Origin of the sequence: Alloyangia pacifica, assembly GCF_900116195.1 — a bacterium.
GTDB classification, from domain to species: Bacteria; Pseudomonadota; Alphaproteobacteria; order Rhodobacterales; family Rhodobacteraceae; genus Salipiger; species Salipiger pacificus.
This window is the reverse complement of the sequence record NZ_FOZW01000014.1, coordinates 81,656-99,420: the sequence shown is the minus strand read 5'-3', so window position 1 is coordinate 99,420 and position 17,765 is coordinate 81,656. Positions and strand designations below refer to the sequence as shown.

The following is a 17,765-nucleotide window of genomic DNA, read 5'->3' as shown; positions in this document are numbered from 1 at the left end:
AGAGAAGCCCGACCAGATTCCGGGCGCTGTGAAAGCGGCGCCCTTTGATATTGGCGGAAGGCCCGCTTTCGCCCCGAGACATGAAGGAATGGACCCAATGTCGCGCGTATGCGAACTGACCGGCAAAGGCCCGATGACGGGCCACAACGTGAGCCACGCCAACAACAAGACCAAGCGTCGCTTTCTGCCGAACCTGAATGATGTGACCCTGCAGTCCGAGACCCTCGGCCGCGGCGTCAAACTCCGCATCTCGGCTTCGGCCCTGCGTTCGGTCGACCACCGTGGTGGCCTCGACAAGTTCCTCGCCAAGGCGAAGGACGTCGAACTCAGCGCCAATGCCCTGAAAGTGAAGAAAGAAATCGCGAAGGCACAGGCCGCTCAGGCCTGATCCTGCCCACAGAGATTTCCACAGCCCCGGAGCAGCCTGCTCCGGGGCTGTTTTTGTTTGTTTTCAAATCATTACTTCAATCAAGGCGCGCTGAAGCGCGGAAATTCCCCACCGGTTATCCCCACGTCATGCCCTTGCGGCACCGCTGTGGATGGTCCACGAATTCCCAGGTATCGCGTTCACTTGGGGAGGACTGCTGAGAATGAACCTGAAGATTGCCACGGCCCTCGTGCTGAGCCTGTCCACAGCGGGAATCGCCCGTGCGGAGATCACCGTTTCGGAGGCCTACGCGCGCGCCGCCATGCCCTCGGCTCCGACCGGAGCGATCTACATGGTGCTGCACAACGACGGGCCGGAGGACGACCGCCTGCTCGCCGCCGAGTCGGAAATCGCGGCCAAGACCATGCTGCACGGCAGCTCTGAGAGTGCGGGCGGGGTGATGAAGATGACGGGTCACGCGCAGGGCGTGGTGATTCCCGCCGGCGGCAGCCATGCCTTCGCGCAGGGCGGGGATCACGTGATGCTCATGGGCCTGACGCGGTCTCTGGAGCAGGGGGCGACGGTGAGCCTCGTCCTGACCTTCGAGCAGGCGGGGGAGATGCGACTCGAGGTGCCGGTCGACCTTGAACGTTGAGTTTCAGCGGGTCAGAAGTTCGTCGACCCATTGCGGGACGATGCGGCTCGCCGGGCCGACGCGATGCTCGGCGAAACTGCGTGAGGTGTCGCTGTCGTTGAGGTTCAGCTCGACGGTGTGGGCGCCGGCATAGGCGGCCTCCTGCACGAAGCCCGCTGCCGGGTAGACCTGTCCCGAGGTGCCGATGGCGGCGAATGTCTCGCAGTCCTCGAGATGAGCGGCGATCTCGTCCATGAAGTAGGGCATCTCGCCGAACCAGACGATATCAGGGCGGGTCGCGGGGCGGGTGCATTTCGGGCAGGGATCGTCGGGGCACATGACCGGCGGTGCCTGCCAACGCGCGCCGCAGGCGGCGCAGAGCGCGCCCTCCAGCGCGCCGTGCATGTGGATCGCGCGCGCCCCGGCCATCTCGTGCAGCCCGTCGACGTTCTGCGTGACGAGGATCACCTCGCCGGGATAGTCCGCCTGCAGTCGGGCCAGCGCCGTATGAGCGGCATTGGGCGCGGCCTCGGCGGCCTGCGCGCGGCGCGCGTTGTAGAAATCATGCACGAGTCTCGGGTTGCGGGCGAATCCCTCGGGCGTGGCCACGTCCTCGATGCGGTGCTGCGCCCAGAGTCCGCCCTCGTCGCGGAAGGTCCCGAGACCGCTTTCGGCGGAGATACCCGCCCCGGTAAGGATCACGATTTTGCCTGCGGTGTCGCGCTGCGCTGCCATGCGGCCTCCTGGCTTGCGCCGGGGCTTTGTCTGCCGCCGGCTTTCGGGGTATCACGGGCCCAAAGGAGACCCGCATGACCTACCGTATCCTCTTTGTCTGTCTGGGCAATATCTGCCGGTCCCCCTCTGCCGAGGGGGTGCTGCGCGCGAAGGCCGGGGCGCGGGGGCTGGACCTCGAGATCGACAGCGCCGGCACCGGCGACTGGCACGTGGGCGAGCCACCCTACGGCCCGATGCAGCGGGCCGCCAAGGCGCGGGGCTACGATCTGTCGGCCCTGCGCGCACGGCAGGTTTCGCCCGGGGACTTCCATCACTTCGATTTGATCCTGGCGATGGACGGCGCGAACATGGCCAATCTCGCAGCGATCCGCCCCGCGGGCGGCAGGGCGGACCTGGCGCTGTTCACAGAATATGCACCCGAAACCGGCGCCACCGAGGTGCCCGACCCCTATTACACGCGCGATTTCGACGGCACGCTCGATCTGGTCGAAATCGCCGCGGACGGGCTGATCGACTATCTCGCGCGCTGAGCCCGTGTTGCGCATTGGATGCGCTCACGGCCGGAGACCGCGCTCCGGCTGGACAGGGCAACGTTCCTGCGCCATGCAAGCGCCATCACATTGACGGTGCGACAAGCGCCGGGGCAGACAGGAGAGCAGAATGGCAAACGGAACCTTCGCGGTACTGATGCTGATCGGTGGCCTCACCGACATGGGAATGAACTACTGCGGCACGGCGGATGGCTGCCTCGGCCCCAACGAGACCCGACCGCGCGTGGCCTTCTCCGCGGGCACTTGGGTTGATCGCGAGGCGGAGGCCAAGGGCGAAGCCTATCTGCGCTATGATCTTGGTCGCAAGTTCGGCCCCTTCGGCCAGACGATGGGCCTTTCGGTGAGCCAGGACGGCGAGGGCTGGGTCGGATACGGCGCGACCTATGGCACCAACATCGGCTACAGCCCGTTCTACGCCGAGCTGCACGCCATGCCGGGCCTCTATTTCAACAATGACGGCTTCGATCTGGGTGGTCCGATCGAGTTCCGCTCGGGCATTGAACTGGGCTATGAGACCAGCCGCGGCTGGCGCGTCGGCCTGAGCTATGACCACCGCTCGAACTGGGACATCTACGACGAGAACCCCGGCCTCGAAACCGTGCAGTTGCGGGTCAGCATCCCGACGCGCTGAGCGTTGCCTCTCGTACCGGTTCAAGGGCGCCCCACGCGGGCGCCCTTTTGTTTTCGCGGCAGATTCCGCGCCGCTACCGCCCGCCGGGCCGGGGCCGGACGCCGTGGGCGCGGTGCGGACGCTGGGCGCGAGGCCATCTGCGACCACTTGGCCGGCCCCTGACAAATTCGTCAGGCTGCATGTCTCCTTTGGACCCTTTGCCAAAGTGTCGTATCATCATCGGACATCCCAGGGAGACCGCCCATGCCGCCAGTTCCGAGCCGCCGCCGCGCCGCCGGCCCAGTTTTCCGGGGCCTCGCCCTTGGCGCATTGACGCTGGCCGTCGGCGGCACCGCCGCGGCGCAGATGCAGGGACATGGCGGAGCGCAGGGCATGATGATGCATGGCCATGGCGCCGATGGCACCGGCCATGACGAGGTGACCATGCCGGGCCTGCGCGGCCTCGATGCGACCCCCGAAGAGAGTGCCGAGCTTGCCGTCATGTTCCGCAACTTCCGCAGCTTCTCGCGCGAGGTGACCAACCTGCCGGCCGGTATCCGCACGGTAACCCGCTCTTCCGACCCCGAGGTCATGGACGTGCTGATCAGCCATGTGACCGGGATGATCGGGCGGGTCGAGGCGGGCGACGATCCGCAGGTGTTCATCCAGAGCCCGACGCTCGACATCTTCTTCGCTCGTCCCGAGGCGATCGACACGCAGATCGAGGTGACGGATGCCGGCATCACCGTCACCCAGACCTCGGACGATCCCGAGATGGTCGAGGCCCTGCATCTCCACGCCGCCGAGGTCTCTGACATGGCGGCGCGCGGCATGCAGGCGGTGCACGAGATGATGATGCGCCGCGCCGGGAACTGATCTCTCCTGATCTCTCCGGCGGCGCGGCTCGCGCGATGGGACGGATGCAGAAGGGCCGGGGCATTGCCACCCCGGCCCTTCATTGTTGCTCACATTCGCACCCCCTGGCCCGTGCCGCCGCAGCAGCGTCGGGCAAGGGCGTTTCGCTTACCCCAGGGCCGCGTCGCAGCGGGCGCAGGTGGCGGCATGATCGTGCGTGCCGACGTCGGGCAGGATCTTCCAGCAGCGCTGGCACTTCTCGCCCTCGGCCTTTTCGAAGACCACGCCGACATTCGGCACGTCGGCCATGCGGAAGGCCTCGGCCGGGGCCGGATCGGCGGTCAGCGCGATGCCCGAGGTGATGCAGATGTCCTCGAAGGCGACGGTCTTCAGCGCCTCCAGCATCTCCGCGTCCTCGACGTGCACCACCGGGAAGGCTTCGAGCGACGCGCCGATGACCTTCTCGGTGCGCTGGATTTCCAGCGCCGCGGTGACCGCGCGGCGGGCGAGGCGCACCTTGCCCCACTTCGCGGCCAGGGTGGCGTTGCGCCACTCTGCCGGCGTGGCGGGGAAGTCCTGCAGGTGCACCGAGCTTTGCTCACCCGGGAAGCGGTCCAGCCAGACGTCTTCCATGGTGAAGGGCAGCACCGGCGCGAGCCAGGTGGTCAGCCGGTGGAACAGCAGGTCCATGACCGTGCGCGCGGCCTTGCGGCGGGCGGTGTCGCCGTCGCAGTAGAGCGCATCCTTGCGGATGTCGAAGTAGAACGCCGACAGATCTACGGTGCAGAAGGTGAAGACCTGCTGGAACACATGCTGGAAGTCATAGGCGCGGTAACCCTCGCGCACGACTTCATCCAGTTCGGCCATACGGTGCAGCACCCAGCGCTCGAGCTCGGGCATGTCTGCCGCCTCGACCCGGTCGCTCTCCTCGAAGTGGCCGAGCGCACCCAGCATGAAGCGCATCGTGTTGCGCAGGCGGCGGTAGCTGTCGGCCACGCCCTTGAGGATCTCCGGCCCGATCCGCTGGTCGGCGGTGTAGTCGGTCTGGGCCACCCAGAGACGCAGGATGTCGGCACCGTACTGCTTGATCACCTCGTCCGGCACGATGGTGTTGCCGAGCGACTTGGACATCTTGTTGCCCTTCTCGTCCAGCGTGAAGCCATGGGTGACCACGTTGCGATAGGGCGCGTGACCGGTGGTGCCGACCGACTGCAGCAGCGAGCTGTGGAACCAGCCGCGGTGCTGGTCGGTGCCCTCCATGTAGACGTCGGCGATGCCGTCCTTGGTACCATCGGCGCGGTCGCGCAGCACGAAGGCATGGGTCGAGCCGGAATCGAACCACACGTCGAGCACGTCGTAGACCTGCTCCCACTCGTCGGCGTTGTAGCCCTCGCCGAGGAAGCGCTCCTTGGCACCATCGGCGTACCAGCAATCGGCGCCCTCGATCTCGAAGGCCTCGCAGATGCGCGCGTTGACCGCCGGGTCCTTCAGCAGGAAGCCCTCGTCGGTCGGCAGCGCGCCCTTCTTGGTGAAGCAGGTCAGCGGCACGCCCCAGGCGCGCTGGCGCGAGAGCACCCAGTCCGGGCGGGCTTCCATCATCGAGAAGAGACGGTTGCGGCCCGATTGCGGCGTCCATTTCACCTGATCGATGCAGGTGAGGGCACGGTCGCGGATGGTCTTGCCGTTCTCGTCCTGCCCGTCGTTCACATCGCGGTCGATGGCGGCGAACCACTGCGGCGTGTTGCGGAAGATCACCGGCGCTTTGGAGCGCCAGCTGTGCGGGTAGGAGTGGGTCACGCGGCCGCGCGCGATGATGCCGCCAGCCTCGACCAGCTTGGCGATCACGGCGGTGTTGGCCTTGCCTTCCTTGCCCTTGTGGTCAAACACGGTCAGCCCGGCGAAGAACGGCACATGCGGCAGGAACTCGGAGTCCTCGCCGACGTTGTGGGTCATCCGGTCGATCCAGTTGCGCTTGACGAAGCATTCGTAGTCGTCGGCACCGTGGCTGGGCGCGGTGTGGACAAAGCCCGTGCCCGCGTCGTCGGTCACGTGCTCGCCGTCGATCATCGGCACCTCGTAGTCCCAGAAGCCATCCGCGCCGTCCACGCCGGCGAAGGGGTGGGCAAGGGTGAGGCTCGACAGCTCGTCCGCCGAGACGCCGCGCTTGCGCGAGACCATCTCGGGCTCGAGGCGGGCGGCCTTGAACACGTCGCCTGCCAGCTTGTCGGCCACGACGTAGAGATCGCCGACCGAGCACCAGCACTCCTCGGGGGTCGCGGTGACCTCGTAGAGGCCGTATTCGATGGCGGGGTTGAAGGCGACGGCCTTGTTCGAGGGGATGGTCCAGGGGGTGGTGGTCCAGATCACCACGCGGGCTTTCATCAGCTCGGTGTCGGAAACGCGCGCTTGCTCGCCTCCGAACGCGTCACCGTTCCCGTAAATAGTGCGATCGACGTGAGCAACTTCGAAAGGCACCCAGATCGTGTGCGACTTGTGGTCGTGGTACTCGATCTCGGCTTCGGCCAGCGCGGTCTTCTCGACCGGCGACCACATGACCGGCTTCGAGCCCTGGTAGAGCGTGCCGTTCATCAGGAACTTCTGGAATTCCTCCGCGATCACCCGCTCGGCGTGGAACGCCATGGTGAGATAGGGATCGTCCCAGTTGCCGGTGATTCCGAGGCGCTTGAACTCCTCGCGCTGGATGTCGACCCAGCCCTCGGCGAACTTGCGGCATTCCTGCCGGAAGTCGATGACCGGAACCTCGTCCTTGTTCTTGCCCTTCTTGCGGTACTGCTCCTCGATCTTCCACTCGATCGGAAGGCCGTGGCAGTCCCAGCCCGGCACGTAGCGCGCATCGTGGCCCATCATCTGGTGCGAGCGGACGATCATGTCCTTGATCGTCTTGTTCAGCGCGTGGCCGATGTGCAGGTGGCCGTTGGCATAGGGCGGGCCGTCGTGCAGCGTGAAGGGGGTGCGGCTGCCGTCTTCGGCCTTGTCGCGGAGGCGGTCGTAGACGCCGATCTTCGCCCAACGCTCCAGCCACTCGGGCTCGCGCTTGGGCAGGCCCGCGCGCATCGGGAACTCGGTCTTCGGAAGGTTCAGCGTGTCCTTGTAGTCAGGCGTCTGGGTGGTGGTGTCGGCGCACATGTTCTGCGGTCCCGGAAGTTATGTCGGAGATGTCTGAGAAAGGTCGGCGCGGCGGTCCATACGCCTTGTCCCGGCGGCTCTATTGATCAGAGCGCCGGGCATGTAATTCGAATGATGATCGCATGGCGGGGCATCATGGGCGCCTTATAGGCATCCGACTCGTGATGGTCCAGTGGTTGCGACGGGGTGCCTGCCGCTGCGGCAATGCGCGGAATTCCCCCTCGTGCGCTTTCGAAAACGGCGCAGCGCCGCCGGTTTTCCGAACCGGCGGCGGGGATGCGCCAACCGGATCGCGGGATGTGGCGGCAGCACGCCGGAAACCGCGCCGCCGCGGGATTGTTCGCGACCTTGCATGGATATCCGTGCATTTGTCTCCAAATGCCGCGCTCCTCCCATCACTCAACGGTATCCGGCGCGCGCACTTCGAACTCGTGGAGGCGTTATGGCCTATCGTGACACCGGGCTGCCCAATGGCGGCTCTTACGGCCCGACCTTGCGGTCAGAGCCGCAGATGGATTTGGCGGAAGGGCGCCTGGCGGGCGGCGCCGGAACGCTGACCGGCGGCCTGCTGATGGCCGTTCTTGTGTTTCTCGGCTTCGTGGTCGGGATCGGTACCCTGAGGGTCGGTGGGGTTGGTGAGTCCCCCGCCACTTCAGGCAGCGGAGCCCATGGCTCCGTGACGGGGCAGAGCGGCGGGACCGAAACCGCTGTGCCTCGACCTGCGCCGGTCAATTAGGGCCGGGGCCTTGTACCCCTCGTCGGGAAACTGGGACCAGCTACCACTCACGGAAGGTCCAGGCGAGGGTTTCCTCCCAAGAACAGCCCTGTGTTGAAGGGCACCCAGGGCCAGTGCCGCTCCGAAAACTCCTCTGCGGCACTGGCCTTCCATTTTGCGCGGGTCCCGCTGCAGGGTGGCGCGGTCGCGCTCACAGGGTGAAGAGCCGTCCGACGGCGAAGGCCAGGCCGGCAGCCACGCCGCCGATGGCCACCGTTTCCAGCCCCGAACGCCACCAGGGCGTCAGTGACCAGCGGCTCTTGTAGGCGCCGATGCCGAAGAAACTGGCCATGGTCAGTACCGTGGCCGTGCCGAGGGCGTTCTCCAGCGACAGCACGAAGGGCAGCAGCGGCACCAGTCCCGCGGCGAGGAAGGCCGCGAAAGTGGCAAGCGCGGCGCGCATCGGCTGCGGATCGATGTCCGACAGGCCGTGGTCGCCGGCCAGCAACTGGCGTCCCCAATGCCCGGGATCGGCGGCGATCTGTGCGGTCGCGGCCTCGAGAACCTCGCCCGACAGGCCCTGGCGCGCCAGCTGCGCGCGCAGGTCGCGAAGGGCAGCCGCGGGCTCGGCCTTGATTCTCGCATGTTCGAGCCTCTGCAGCCGGTGCAGGTCGTCGAGTTCCGCCTTTGTGCCCGCGTAGTTGCCCGCCGCCATCGAGAAGCCGTCGGCCAGCACGTTCGCAAACCCGAGCGCGAGGATGATGAAGGGCGACAGCTCCGCGCCGGCCACCCCGGCGACGATCGCGAAGGTGGTGACCGAACCGTCCATTGCGCCATAAACGATGTCGCGCAGGCACCCGTGGCCGTCCTGCGCCGGGAGTCCCTTTTCGGGCGATCTGGTATCCGGGGCGGTTCGGCTCGGCTTGCTGCGGCTGTCGGGCTGTCGGGTCATCGGGCTGGCTCCTGCAGACGGCACGAGTCTGACTTTGCCGCGCCGCCTGCGCCTTGTCCCGGATCAAATGCGCGCCGCTCAGGTCTCAGCCCTTGCCGCTGTCCTTGAGCACGAAACCGGCCAGCGCCGTGCGGATGATCTCGCGTACCGACGGGCGCCTGCGACGAGTGAAGGGCAGGGGGCGGCAGACCTCGATCGCGGCCACGCCCACGCGCGCAGTCAGCGCGCCGTTGACCAGCCCCTCGCCGAAGCGGCGCGAGAGCTTGCCGAGGATGCCGCCGCCGAGCACCGGCTCGAGCATGTCATCGCCCACCGCGACCGCGCCGGTGGCGACAAGGTGGGACATCACCGCCCGCGTCAGCCGCCAGCTGCCCAGCGTGCCGGAGCGCCCGCCATAGATCTCGGCGATGCGGCGGATCATCCGCAGGTTGGACGAGAGCGCCGCGACGACGTCGGCCAAGGCCAGCGGCACCAGCGCGGTGACCGTCGCCACTTGCCGCGCCGAGGCCTCGACCTCGCGTCGGGCGGCGGTATCGAGCGGGGCCAGAAGCTCATTCTCGGCAAGTCCGATCAGCCCCGAGGCATCGAAGACCTCGGCGCCGCGTTCCTTCAGCCGTTCGCGGCCCCAGCGGGTGTCCTCGCGCCCGGCGTAGAGCGAGGAAAGCTGATCGACCACCTTGCGCGCGGCCTTGAGGTCCTCGGCGGCCAGCGCCGCATCGGCGGCGCGGTGCAATGCGTCGACCTTGGCCAGCCGCGACATGGCGGCAAGCTCCTTGACCACGATGGCCAACCCGACCAGCACCACCAGTCCCATCAGCACCGACACGGCAAGGCCGAGCAGCGGCACCGAGGCGATAAGGTCGGTGGCGAAGCGCCACGCGGCAATGGAGATCAGCGCCGAGATCAGCGTGCCTGCCAGTGCCCAGAACCAGCGCGCCAGCTTCGACGGGCGGCGCGCGGCCAGCGCCGCGGCGGTGGTCATCGCCTGTCCTTGCAGGCCGGGCAGGTCAGGCTCGGGCACCGGCGGTGCCTCAGAAGGGGTCACCGTGGGCTGCGTCTCGTCGAGATCGAAGAGGATCGGACCCTGCTTGCGGGGGCCACCAGGGGGCAGGTCGCTCATGCGCGGGCCTCCATGCTGCGGGGGACGGACCCGATGTCGGGGGCCTCCCAGACGTAGAAAAGATCCGGCAGGCCTTCTTCGTTGGCAGAGCCATCGCCGCGTCGGGTCACGGCGAAGCCTGCGCGCTCGTAGAAGCGCCGCGCGCGGGCGTTGGCGACAAAGGTCCAGAGCTCCAGCCGGGCTGCGCGGCGCTGGGCATCTTCCAGCAGGGTACGGCCGACGCCACGCCCCTGTGCGCCCGGCGCGACAAAGAGCGCGTGCACGTAGCTGCCCTCCCGGGCGAGAAAACCCACCACCGCCCCCGGGCCGTCCTCGGCCACGGTGACCCATCCCCGCTCGATCATCGTGCCGGCGTGGGCGATGTCCTCCGCGGCGCTGTGCAGCACCGGCTTCCAGTCGCGGGCCTCCACCGCGCGGGTGATCATCTCGCCGAGGCTGCCGGCATCGGTGGAGCGGGCGGGGCGCAGCAGCGGGCTCACAGCCGGTCCCCCACGAGAAACTGCGCGGCGCGGTCGAGGCGGATGTGCGGCGGGCCCTCGCCGGGTTTCAGCGTCAGCGGGGCCGGGGCGAAGCGCATGATCTCGTAGTCCGCGTCGAGCCATCCTGCCGCGCCCTCGCGCGCCGGGGTCAGCAGGTGCGCCGGGTCCTCGGGCAGCGCGCCGGGGTAGAAGGCCGCCTGCTTCCCACGCGAGCCATCGGGGTTCAGCAGGGTGCCGCGCACGCAGTCGAGCTCGCTGCCGTTGTGCGGCAGCGTCTGCTCCACCGTGGCGCGCAGTGCCGCGATCGACATGGCCGCGGTCTCGGCCCCGGCAAAGCGCGCGCGGTCGCGCGCTTCGCGGGTCAGCGCCTCCATGATTGCGGTCAGCCGCTGGTGCTGGGTGTGGTGCAGGTGGTCGGCCTTGGTGGCCGCGAAGAGGATCTTCTCCACCCGCCGCCCACGCAGCAGCTGCGTCAGCCAGGCGTTGGAGCCGGGGCGGAACGCCTTGAGGATGCCCGCCATGGTGCGCCGCAGGTCGTCCAGAGCGGGCGGACCGGCGTGGATCGCGCCAAGCGCGTCCACCAGCACGATCTGCCGGTCGATGCGCGAGAAGTGATCGCGGAAGAAAGGCTTCACGATCTGCGACTTGTAGGCCTCGAAACGCCGGTCCATCTCGCGCCAGAGGCCCCGGCGGGCGGGATTTTCCGGCTTCGGCATGGGCGCGAAGGTCAGCGCGGGGCTGCCGGCTTTCTCGCCGGGCAGCAGGAAACGCCCGGGGGTGCAGTCCGAGAAACCCGCCTCGCGCGCGGTCTGCAGCGCCTCGGTAAAGGTCTCGGCAAGCGCTTTCGCCTTGGGCTCGGTGAACTCCTCGTTGGGGTCGATCCCGCCGAGCATTGTCAGGAAGGGCTCGGATCCCGGCCGCTGCGGCAGGCGCTTTAGCGTCTTTTCGGTCCAGTGCTCGTAGCTCTGCTCCAGCAGGCCGAGGTCGAGCAGCCACTCGCCGGGGTAATCGACGATGTCGAGATGCACCGTCCGCGGCCCCTGCAGCCCCGCCAGCAGCCCGGTAGGGCGCACCTTGAGCGAGAGCCGCAGCTCCGAGACGGCGCGCGTGCTGTCGGGCCAGCGCGGCTCGCGCGCGGTGAGCGCGGCGAGGTGGCTCTCGTAGTCGAAGCGGGCCACGGTGTCGTCGGGCTGTGGCTGCAGGTAGGCGGTGAGAATGCGCGCCTCCGCCTCGGCGGCGAGCTGCGGCATCCGCCCCCGGTCGAGCAGGTTGGCCACCAGCGAGGTGATGAAGACGGTCTTGCCCGCGCGCGACAGCCCGGTCACGCCGATGCGCACGACCGGCTCGAAGAAGGTTTCCGACAACGTGTCGGTGACGTTTCCGACACCGCGGGTGAGCGTGTCGGCGATGGTTCCGATGACCAAGACGGCGTCCCTCGTTCTGCGTTTCCCTAGAGATAGCGGCGCAGGTGCCGGGTTGCCAGTGGCGGTGGACCGCAAGGTCAAGGCGCCGCGTTCGTCCTCCGCCGGCGCTGCCGCGGCACGCCTCGTGCCAGGGGGCGCTGCCCCCTCGGCGCTGCACGCCTCACCCCCGAGATATTTTTCCCATGTGGAAGATGCGGCGGGTCACGGGGATTGATGGGCGCGCGGCGGCGGGCTATGGGGCGGACATGCCCAGATACGCGCTTTTGGTGGAATATGACGGCGGGCCCTTCGCGGGCTGGCAGCGTCAGGCGGATCAACCCTCGGTACAGGGGGCGATCGAGGCTGCGCTTGGCAAGCTCGAGAAGCGCGAACACACCATCGCCGCCGCCGGGCGCACCGACGCGGGGGTGCACGCACGGGGGCAGGTGGCGCATTGCGACATGGAGAAGGTCTGGGACCCGTTCCGGCTGGGCGAGGCGCTGAACTTCCACCTCAAGCCAGAACCGGTGGCGATCCGTGCCTGCGCTGCCGTCGCCGATGACTGGCACGCGCGGTTCTCGGCCATGGAGCGGCGCTATCTCTTCCGGGTGCTGGTGCGGCGCGCGCCCTCGACGCTGGAAAAGGGACAGGTCTGGCGGGTGATGAACCCGCTCTCGCTGGAAGCGATGCGCGAGGGCGCGGCGCATCTGATCGGGTTGCACGACTTCACCACCTTCCGCTCGACCATGTGCCAGGCCGCCTCGCCGGTGAAGACGCTGGACGAATGCCGCATCGAGCAGGTCGAGACCGGCGCGGGCACCGAGTACCACTTCCACCTGCGCGCGCGCAGCTTCCTGCACAACCAGGTGCGCTCGATCGTCGGCACGCTGGAGCGGGTCGGCGCGGGCAGCTGGGCGGCCTCGGACGTGAAGGCCGCGCTGGAGGCCGCCGACCGCGCCGCCTGTGGCCCGGTCTGCCCGCCGGACGGGCTTTACCTCATGGGGGTTGGCTACCCGGACGACCCATTTGCCGGATGATCCGCGCAAGGTGCTTGATTTACGCGGGGAAACCCGGCAATAGCCTGCGCATGACGCAAGCGATCCGAATCCGACGAGCCTGAGCTCCTCCTTCCGTGCCCAATCCGGGCGCGCCTTTTCGTTTGTCCGTCAGACTCCCCCTTTGAAATCTTGACTTGGCCCCGGGCCCTTGGCACCAATCGGGCCTCATCGCAGAGGAAGACCCCATGATCCCCTCCGTCCTGCCGACCTATTCGCGCGCACCGCTTCACTTCGTGAAGGGTGAAGGCTGCTGGCTGATCGAGGAGGACGGGCGCCGATTCCTCGACCTCGGCAGCGGCATCGCGGTGAACGCGCTCGGCCACGCGAATCCGGTGCTGGTGGCCGCGCTCACCGAGCAGGCGAACAAGCTCTGGCACGTCTCGAACCTCTACGAGATCCCGCAGCAGCAGGCGCTGGCCGACAAGCTGGTGGCCGCGAGTTTCGCCGACACCGTTTTCTTCACCAACTCGGGCACCGAGAGCTGCGAGCTCGCCGTGAAGATGGCGCGCAAGTACTGGTACGAGAAGGGCGCTCCCGAGAAGACCGACATCATCGCCTTCACCGGCTCGTTCCACGGCCGCTCCTCGGCGGGCATCGCCGCGGCGGGCAGCGAGAAGATGGTCAAGGGCTTCGGTCCGATCCTGCCCGGGTTCAAGCATCTGCCCTTCGGTGACATGGACGCGCTCGAGGCGGCCATCGACGAACACACCGGCGCGATCCTGATCGAGCCGATCCAGGGCGAGGGCGGCATCCGCCCGCTGCCCGACGACCAGCTTAAGGCGCTGCGCAAGCTCTGCGACGACAAGGATATCCTGCTGATCCTCGACGAGGTGCAATGCGGCATGGGCCGGACCGGGCGTCTCTTCGCCCATGAGTTCGCCGGCATCACCCCCGACATCATGATGGTCGCCAAGGGCATCGGCGGCGGCTTCCCGCTCGGCGCGGTGCTGGCCACCGAGGAGGCCGCCTCCGGCATGACCGTGGGCACCCATGGCTCGACCTATGGTGGCAACCCGCTCGGCTGCGCCGTCGGCGGCGCGATGATGGATGTGCTGACCGAGGAGGGGTTCCTCGATGAGGTGAGCCGCAAGGCCGGTCTGCTGAACCAGAAGCTCGAGGGCCTCGTCGCGGCGCATCCGGAGATCTTTGAGGCGGTGCGCGGCCAGGGACTGATGATCGGCCTCAAGATGAAGATCGCCCCGGCGGACTTCGTCAAGGCCGGCTACGACAAGCTGGTGATCACCGTGCCCGCGGCGGACAATGTCGTGCGCCTGCTGCCGGCGCTGACCATCACCGAGGAAGAGATTGCCGAGGCCGTCAGCCGCCTCGACGCCACCGCCTCGGCGCTGGAGGCGGCAGCCTGACCTTCGTCTAGACACAAATATCCCGGGGGAGCCCGCGCGCCGCGCGGGCGGGGGCAGCGCCCCCATCCCCGGCTCAACAAGAAGTCCCGACAGATGAACCATTTTCTCGACATTCACAAAACCGACCCGGCGGACCTGCGGGGGATCATCGACAGCGCCAAGGCGATCAAGGATCGCCGCAATGGCCGCCCCAAGGCCATGGCCGACGACGAGACCCCGCTCGACGGGCGCATGGTCGCGCTGATCTTCGAGAAGCCCTCGACCCGGACCCGCGTCTCTTTCGACGTCGGCGTGCGCCAGATGGGCGGGCAGACCATGGTGCTCTCGGGCAACGACATGCAGCTCGGCCACGGCGAGACCATCGCCGACACCGCCCGGGTGCTGTCGCGCTTCGTCGACATGATCATGATCCGCACCTTCGACGAGGCGGTGCTGACCGAGATGGCCGAGTTCGCCACCGTACCGGTGATCAACGGCCTTACCGATCGCACGCACCCCTGCCAGATCATGGCCGACATCCTCACTTTCGAGGAGCACCGCGGCCCGATCAAGGGCAAGAAGGTGGTCTGGTGCGGCGACGGCAACAACGTCTGCTCGTCCTTCCTGCATGCCGCCGGACGGTTCGGCTTCGACCTGACCTTCACGGGCCCGGTGCAGCTCGATCCCGAGATGGAATTCGTCGGGCTGGCGCGCAACGAGGGTGCCAGCATCACCATCGAGCGCGACCCGTTCAAGGCCGTGGAAGGCGCGGACCTCGTGGTCGCCGACACCTGGGTGTCGATGCATGACGCGCAGAGCGCCAAGGAGCGCCGCCACAACATGCTGCGCCCCTACCAGGTGAACGAGACGCTTATGGAAGCCGCGGGCAAGGACGCGCTCTTCATGCACTGCCTGCCGGCGCACCGCGGTGAGGAAGTCACCTCGGAGGTGATGGACGGGCCGCAGTCGGTGATCTGGGACGAGGCCGAGAACCGGCTGCACGCGCAGAAGGCGATCATGCGCTGGTGCCTCGGCGCCTGATACTCCGGTCGGGAAGGGGGGCGCTGCCCCCGCCCGCCTGACGGCGGACTCCCCCGGCATATTTGGAAAGAGAAGAAGCCGGGCGGCAGCGTCCGGCTTTTGTCGTTTAGGTCGAGCCGCGCCGGACGCGCGAGCGCTGCACAGCGGTTGTGCGCGGCAGGGCGGGCGACGCAGGCTTGCCTCTCGCGATGTTATCGCTACCTTCCGCGGCACATTCACAGGAGGCATCCATGGCAGACCCGCAGATCGGCATTTACGGATTGGGCACGATGGGGGCCGCGCTGGCGCTCAACATGGCCGACAACGGCATCGAGATCGCGGTGTCGAACCGCAGCGCGGGGCCGATTGCGGAGTTCATGACCCGCGCCGAACCTTTCGCGCACCACGTCACCGCGCTGGACACTCTGGAGGCGCTGATCGACGCGCTGCCGACGCCGCGGCTGCTGCTGGCAATGATCCCCTCGACGGCGCCGATGGACGCGTTTCTCGAGCAGGTGATCCCGTTGCTCGCCGAAGGCGACACCGTGATCGACGCCGGCAACGCCGATTTCCACGCGACCCGGGCGCGCAGCGCGAAGCTCGCCGAACACGGGCTGCATTTCGTCGGCCTCGGGGTCTCGGGCGGCGAGGACGGCGCGCGGCACGGCCCGTCGATGATGTTCGGCGGCTCGGAGGAAAGCTGGACCGGCCTGCAGCCGATCCTGTCGAAGATCGCCGCGCAATTCGAGGGCGCGCCCTGCGCCGACCGCATGGGCCCCGACGGCGCCGGGCATTTCGTGAAGACCGTGCACAACGGCATCGAATATGCAGACATGCAGATGATCGCCGAGGTCTACGACCTGCTGCGGCACGGCGCCGGGCTCTTGCCCTCCGAGATCGGCGCGCAGTTCGCGCGCTGGAACGATGGGCCGCTCGAGAGCTACCTCTTCGAGATCACCGGCAAGGTGCTGTCCTACGACGACCCGCTGGGCAAGGGGCCGATGGTCGATGCCATCCTTGATCGCGCCGGGCAGAAGGGCACCGGCCGCTGGACCGCCATCGAGGCGGTGAAGCTGGGCCAGTCCGCGACGATGATCGAGGGCGCGGTGGCGGCGCGGGCCTGGTCGGCGGAGAAGGCGCTGCGCGAGGTGGCCGGCGCGGCGCTTGGCGCGGACCGCGCCGGGGTCACGCCCGACGTCGAGGAGCTGGAAGCGGCGCTGCTGGCGGCGCGTATCCTCGAGTATTCGCAGGGCTTCCGCATCCTCGCCGCGGCCTCGGAGGAATACGACTGGCAGCTCGACTTTGCGCGCATCGCCGAGATCTGGCGCGCCGGCTGCATCATCCGGGCGCGGCTACTGGACGACATCTCCGCCGCCTTCCGCGAGGGGGCGCCCGAGGGGCAACTGTTCCTCGCACCGCGCTTTGCGCCGGTGCTCGAGCGCGGCATCCCGGCGCTGCGGAGGCTGGTGTCGGAGGCCATCGCGGCGGGTTACCCGCTGCCGGTGCTGAGCTCGGCGCTGGCCTTCTGGGACACGCTGCGCCAGCCGCGCGGGACCGCCGCGCTGATCCAGGCGCAGCGGGATTTCTTCGGACGGCACGGCTTCGACCGGGTGGACGGCAAGGACGCGCATCACGGGCCCTGGTGGGGCTGAGGGGCTGAGGGGCTGAAGGGCCGAGGGGGGCGAGCGGAGGAAAAGGCGGGCACGGCGACGCGGCCCCCCGCTTCTCCGGGGCATAGGGCGACGGGTGCCACGGCCTTGTGTTGGTTGCGGAAGACGCGCAGCATCCTAGATGTGTCGTCACGGATGTCCGTTCGACGCGGCCCGCGAAACGCCCTCTCGGAAGGAACAGACCATGATCGCGCCCCTCCTGTCCCGGCTCACGGCTGCTCCGGTCGCGCTTGCGCTTGGTCCGCTGCTGCTGGCGGCCTGCACCCATTCCGCGCCGCCCGTGTCGGCACCGGAGGGTGCCGCGGTCTCGGCTGAAGTTACCGAGTTTGCCGTCGCCTGCCAGCACGACGCGGCGCTCGCGGCGCTGGATCAGGTCGAGGCGGGGATGGGCGGCAGCACCAGCGCCACCGAGCTGCAACGGGTCGTCCTACTGCGCAACGCAGGGCGAACCATGGATGCGGCGCGGGTCCTGCGAGAGCGCAACGCGCGGGACGATGTCACCGTCGAGGCGGCGGTCCAGTCCGGCACCGTGGTCGAGAACGAACTCGAGCTGATCCGCTCGGAACGCGCGGCCCGTACCGGCAGCCGGTCCTGCGGCTGATCCCCTGAGCTGACACGCTTCCGGTCACTTCCCGAGAAACGGGCTGTGGTATCCTGCTACCCGGGAGGATGCGGGCCGGACCGGCCTGCGTGGTGCAGAGGACGACCCGAGGATCCTACCCGGGAGGACTCGTTATGCCGACATTCATAGTGACGGGGTGCTACACGGCGGCGGCCTTGAAGGGCATGATCGCCAATCCCAGTGACCGCGCCGAGGGCGCGCGTTCCGTGGTCGAGGCATCGGGCGGCAAAATGCTGGCCTATTACGCCACCACCGGCGCGACCGACTGGATGGTGATCGTCGAGACGTCCGACGTGCATGACCTGCTGGCCAGCCTGATGGGCGTCGGGGCCTCGGGCATGGTGAGCAATATCCAGACCGTCCGGGCTTTCTCGGCAGAGGAATTGATGGACATGCAGAAGCGGGCCGGCAAGGCGGCGCAGGCCTACAAGTCGCCTGCGTGATACTGGCCGGGGCGGCCCGGTGCCGCCCCGCTGGCCTTGGT

Annotated in this window: 18 protein-coding genes; 12 read left to right on the top strand and 6 right to left on the bottom strand. The window is 68.1% G+C overall.

Annotated elements, in window-relative coordinates; all coding sequences use genetic code 11:
* Positions 1–97: 97 nt before the first annotated feature.
* Complete coding sequence (gene rpmB / locus BM397_RS24255) at positions 98–388, top strand: 50S ribosomal protein L28 (protein WP_092429714.1); 291 nt, start codon at positions 98–100, stop codon at positions 386–388.
* Between the two features lie 202 nt (positions 389–590).
* Positions 591–1,022, top strand: coding sequence for a copper chaperone PCu(A)C (locus tag BM397_RS24250; RefSeq protein WP_092429712.1), 432 nt, complete (start codon positions 591–593; stop codon positions 1,020–1,022).
* A 3-nt stretch (positions 1,023–1,025) separates the two neighbouring features.
* On the opposite strand, the gene BM397_RS24245 is transcribed toward BM397_RS24250, so the two are convergent.
* Positions 1,026–1,736, bottom strand: a complete 711-nt coding sequence (locus BM397_RS24245) for an NAD-dependent deacylase (RefSeq protein ID WP_092429710.1) — start codon at positions 1,734–1,736, stop codon at positions 1,026–1,028.
* Between the two features lie 74 nt (positions 1,737–1,810).
* Here BM397_RS24245 and BM397_RS24240 point away from each other — a divergent pair, with 74 nt between their 5' ends.
* The 3 genes from BM397_RS24240 to BM397_RS24230 all read left to right on the top strand — a co-directional run bounded on the left by BM397_RS24240 (position 1,811) and on the right by BM397_RS24230 (position 3,773).
* A complete protein-coding gene (locus tag BM397_RS24240) occupies positions 1,811–2,266 on the top strand; it encodes a low molecular weight protein-tyrosine-phosphatase (protein WP_092429708.1) in 456 nt (151 codons plus the stop codon).
* A 130-nt stretch (positions 2,267–2,396) separates the two neighbouring features.
* The gene (locus BM397_RS24235; protein ID WP_092429706.1) at positions 2,397–2,918 is read left to right on the top strand and encodes an acyloxyacyl hydrolase; all 522 of its coding nucleotides are present in this window, start codon (positions 2,397–2,399) and stop codon (positions 2,916–2,918) included.
* A 243-nt stretch (positions 2,919–3,161) separates the two neighbouring features.
* Positions 3,162–3,773: a hypothetical protein gene (locus tag BM397_RS24230; RefSeq protein WP_245696210.1), complete on the top strand. Its 612-nt coding sequence runs from the start codon at positions 3,162–3,164 to the stop codon at positions 3,771–3,773.
* A gap of 147 nt (positions 3,774–3,920) precedes the next feature.
* Here the strand turns inward: BM397_RS24230 and ileS are convergent, their stop codons facing one another.
* Positions 3,921–6,899, bottom strand: a complete 2,979-nt coding sequence (ileS, locus tag BM397_RS24225) for an isoleucine--tRNA ligase (RefSeq protein WP_092429704.1) — start codon at positions 6,897–6,899, stop codon at positions 3,921–3,923.
* A gap of 442 nt (positions 6,900–7,341) precedes the next feature.
* Between ileS and BM397_RS24220 the strand changes: the two genes are divergently transcribed.
* The gene (locus BM397_RS24220) at positions 7,342–7,635 is read left to right on the top strand and encodes a hypothetical protein (protein ID WP_092429702.1); all 294 of its coding nucleotides are present in this window, start codon (positions 7,342–7,344) and stop codon (positions 7,633–7,635) included.
* A 190-nt stretch (positions 7,636–7,825) separates the two neighbouring features.
* On the opposite strand, the gene BM397_RS24215 is transcribed toward BM397_RS24220, so the two are convergent.
* The 4 genes from BM397_RS24215 to BM397_RS24200 form a co-directional block, all read right to left on the bottom strand.
* Positions 7,826–8,566: a VIT1/CCC1 transporter family protein gene (locus BM397_RS24215; RefSeq protein WP_092429700.1), complete on the bottom strand. Its 741-nt coding sequence runs from the start codon at positions 8,564–8,566 to the stop codon at positions 7,826–7,828.
* Positions 8,567–8,651: 85 nt separating this feature from the next.
* Positions 8,652–9,686: a YcjF family protein gene (locus tag BM397_RS24210; RefSeq protein ID WP_092429698.1), complete on the bottom strand. Its 1,035-nt coding sequence runs from the start codon at positions 9,684–9,686 to the stop codon at positions 8,652–8,654.
* Entirely contained in the window at positions 9,683–10,165 is a 483-nt protein-coding gene (locus BM397_RS24205) for a GNAT family N-acetyltransferase (protein ID WP_092429696.1), read from the bottom strand. The genes BM397_RS24210 and BM397_RS24205 overlap by 4 nt, the downstream gene beginning before the upstream one ends.
* On the bottom strand, positions 10,162–11,589 hold the full coding sequence (locus BM397_RS24200; protein WP_092429694.1) for a YcjX family GTP-binding protein: 1,428 nt from the start codon (positions 11,587–11,589) through the stop codon (positions 10,162–10,164). Before BM397_RS24200 ends, BM397_RS24205 begins: the two co-directional genes overlap by 4 nt.
* A gap of 245 nt (positions 11,590–11,834) precedes the next feature.
* On the opposite strand from BM397_RS24200, the gene truA reads away from it, so the two are divergent.
* From truA to BM397_RS24170, 6 genes are all read left to right on the top strand, one after another.
* Complete coding sequence (gene truA, locus BM397_RS24195; RefSeq protein WP_092429798.1) at positions 11,835–12,605, top strand: tRNA pseudouridine(38-40) synthase TruA; 771 nt, start codon at positions 11,835–11,837, stop codon at positions 12,603–12,605.
* Positions 12,606–12,811: 206 nt separating this feature from the next.
* The gene (locus tag BM397_RS24190; protein WP_092429692.1) at positions 12,812–13,990 is read left to right on the top strand and encodes an aspartate aminotransferase family protein; all 1,179 of its coding nucleotides are present in this window, start codon (positions 12,812–12,814) and stop codon (positions 13,988–13,990) included.
* A 93-nt stretch (positions 13,991–14,083) separates the two neighbouring features.
* Entirely contained in the window at positions 14,084–15,010 is a 927-nt protein-coding gene (argF, locus tag BM397_RS24185) for an ornithine carbamoyltransferase (RefSeq protein ID WP_092429690.1), read from the top strand.
* Positions 15,011–15,240: 230 nt separating this feature from the next.
* Positions 15,241–16,641, top strand: coding sequence for an NADP-dependent phosphogluconate dehydrogenase (gene gnd, locus BM397_RS24180; protein ID WP_092429688.1), 1,401 nt, complete (start codon positions 15,241–15,243; stop codon positions 16,639–16,641).
* 202 nt (positions 16,642–16,843) lie between these two features.
* On the top strand, positions 16,844–17,260 hold the full coding sequence (locus BM397_RS24175) for a hypothetical protein (RefSeq protein WP_092429686.1): 417 nt from the start codon (positions 16,844–16,846) through the stop codon (positions 17,258–17,260).
* Between the two features lie 134 nt (positions 17,261–17,394).
* A complete protein-coding gene (locus tag BM397_RS24170) occupies positions 17,395–17,724 on the top strand; it encodes a GYD domain-containing protein (RefSeq protein WP_092429684.1) in 330 nt (109 codons plus the stop codon).
* The last annotated feature ends 41 nt before the right edge of the window (positions 17,725–17,765 follow it).

Excerpts from the sequence above, each read along its gene's own strand:
- rpmB (WP_092429714.1), top strand. The coding sequence starts at position 98 with ATGTCGCGCGTATGCGAACTGACCGGCAAAGGCCCGATGACGGGCCAC.
- BM397_RS24250 (WP_092429712.1), top strand. The coding sequence starts at position 591 with ATGAACCTGAAGATTGCCACGGCCCTCGTGCTGAGCCTGTCCACAGCG.
- BM397_RS24245 (WP_092429710.1), bottom strand. The coding sequence starts at position 1,736 with ATGGCAGCGCAGCGCGACACCGCAGGCAAAATCGTGATCCTTACCGGG.
- BM397_RS24240 (WP_092429708.1), top strand. The coding sequence starts at position 1,811 with ATGACCTACCGTATCCTCTTTGTCTGTCTGGGCAATATCTGCCGGTCC.
- BM397_RS24235 (WP_092429706.1), top strand. The coding sequence starts at position 2,397 with ATGGCAAACGGAACCTTCGCGGTACTGATGCTGATCGGTGGCCTCACC.
- BM397_RS24230 (WP_245696210.1), top strand. The coding sequence starts at position 3,162 with ATGCCGCCAGTTCCGAGCCGCCGCCGCGCCGCCGGCCCAGTTTTCCGG.
- ileS (WP_092429704.1), bottom strand. The coding sequence starts at position 6,899 with ATGTGCGCCGACACCACCACCCAGACGCCTGACTACAAGGACACGCTG.
- BM397_RS24220 (WP_092429702.1), top strand. The coding sequence starts at position 7,342 with ATGGCCTATCGTGACACCGGGCTGCCCAATGGCGGCTCTTACGGCCCG.
- BM397_RS24215 (WP_092429700.1), bottom strand. The coding sequence starts at position 8,566 with ATGACCCGACAGCCCGACAGCCGCAGCAAGCCGAGCCGAACCGCCCCG.
- BM397_RS24210 (WP_092429698.1), bottom strand. The coding sequence starts at position 9,686 with ATGAGCGACCTGCCCCCTGGTGGCCCCCGCAAGCAGGGTCCGATCCTC.
- truA (WP_092429798.1), top strand. The coding sequence starts at position 11,835 with ATGCCCAGATACGCGCTTTTGGTGGAATATGACGGCGGGCCCTTCGCG.
- BM397_RS24190 (WP_092429692.1), top strand. The coding sequence starts at position 12,812 with ATGATCCCCTCCGTCCTGCCGACCTATTCGCGCGCACCGCTTCACTTC.
- argF (WP_092429690.1), top strand. The coding sequence starts at position 14,084 with ATGAACCATTTTCTCGACATTCACAAAACCGACCCGGCGGACCTGCGG.
- gnd (WP_092429688.1), top strand. The coding sequence starts at position 15,241 with ATGGCAGACCCGCAGATCGGCATTTACGGATTGGGCACGATGGGGGCC.
- BM397_RS24175 (WP_092429686.1), top strand. The coding sequence starts at position 16,844 with ATGATCGCGCCCCTCCTGTCCCGGCTCACGGCTGCTCCGGTCGCGCTT.
- BM397_RS24170 (WP_092429684.1), top strand. The coding sequence starts at position 17,395 with ATGCCGACATTCATAGTGACGGGGTGCTACACGGCGGCGGCCTTGAAG.